Source organism: Pararhodospirillum oryzae, from assembly GCF_007992075.1.
In the GTDB taxonomy this organism is placed as follows: domain Bacteria; phylum Pseudomonadota; class Alphaproteobacteria; order Rhodospirillales; family Rhodospirillaceae; genus Pararhodospirillum; species Pararhodospirillum oryzae.
In genome coordinates, this window is record NZ_BJZO01000178.1 from 1 (window position 1) to 1536 (window position 1536).

At 48.0% G+C, this 1536-nt stretch carries 1 protein-coding gene; it reads left to right on the forward strand.

Features of this window, described 5'->3' with window-relative positions; all coding sequences use genetic code 11:
* Positions 1–240 precede the first annotated feature (240 nt).
* Positions 241–1515 (forward strand): Swt1 family HEPN domain-containing protein, encoded by a 1275-nt coding sequence (locus ROR02_RS16350; protein WP_147165101.1) that lies wholly within the window; start codon positions 241–243, stop codon positions 1513–1515.
* Positions 1516–1536 lie beyond the last annotated feature (21 nt).

Below are 1536 nucleotides of genomic sequence, written 5' to 3' on the forward strand. Positions count from 1 at the left end.
ACCCTAATCCCGTACACGGAAGACCGGACACTCCCCGACCCAACGGGGCGCGTTCTTTCCAAATGGATGCGAAAGTAACTTCTGGTCGGCTAATGTTGACAAAACGCAGAATTGGATAGGAAATCATCCAATCGACGAATTCTCCTTCGAGTTCGACATGACATAGCCACCCCCTTCATATTGTGCTACCTTCTCTCAGTTTCCACATGATGTACCCATCCGCGATTGGAGGCGCAGGCAATGAGCAGCATTTACGAACGCTATCTACGAGAACTTGGCGTTTCCACCGCTGCCGATCTTGCCAAGTTACATCCAAGTGAAGCTCTCCAGTACTATGCGGAATACGAATCTTTAGCGGCATCGCTATCAGCAACATCAGCGAGTGACTATATTGCTCGGCAATCAATGGACGCCTTTTTACCGGACATCGCCGGATTGAATGCAGCGGATCATTATTCGTCGGCTGTTGGGGCCGCCAATTTAGTCGAACGTAGCGTGATCGAGGATTTAGCGCGGGGATACCCAAGCGGAATCGCCGCATTTGAGCAAGACCGTCTCTCTAACACCCTACGTTACAACGAGATTTCGCAGATAGCGCAGTTCGAAAGCCCACTGGCTAGCTATAGAGAAAGCGCTGCGACATGGGCAGCAGGGGAGGATTGGAAGCCCGCAGCACATTCTCTTTTGTCTGGAATGGATATGGCGCATGTATCTTCCGTCAATTCGATGATGGAAGACTGGCGGACGCGGGATGGATATGCACAAGCATTTTCAACGCTCGCCTCCATGAGTGATGATATTTCCGGTTCCGCAGCCAGCTTTGACCGTTATGCGTCACTCGTTGGTGACCTTAGGCACTTAAATTTCACGCCTGATTTCAAAATGTCGCCGGAGGCCCGGCTTGTGGCCTATCGGGACGTTGGTTTTGACACGGAGATCCTCAAACCGAACCAGCGCGCCTTAAGTGCGATGCTGTCGATCAACGGATATCCGGCCCCAAATGTTTGGGCTCGGTACAATCGGATTATTGTACCGAAAAAGAAGGTGAAATTAAGTGATCACCTTAGAAACCTCAAGCCGACCCAGTTTCAGATCAGAGGTTATGGGGAAGCTCGGGCTCTTGAAGTCTGGCTCAGAGAGTTTATTGATCAAAAAATGTCTCTTTTTTACGGGGATGATTGGTACAAAGAACACGCGCCAAGAAAAATTATTGGAAAACTAGAGAAGAATGGTGTCAATCAGGATAATATGACAGGAGAAATCGTTCTCAAAGAAGCCGACTTCGCGCACTACCTCTCGATCATCGAAGATCATTGGGATAATGTTTTTGAAGAAATATTTGTGTGCTGGGATGAAACGCACGGCATGCTAAAAAACTTCAAAAATTTACGCGTTGCTATTATGCATCACAAAGGTTTTGGAAAGGCAGACCTTGTGCAGTTGCGCGTGTGTGCTCGCTGGTTCGAAGAAAAAATTGATGCTCATGAGAATGATCAATTTTACATGGATGAATAGGCAATAGGTTTGAGTGGGATT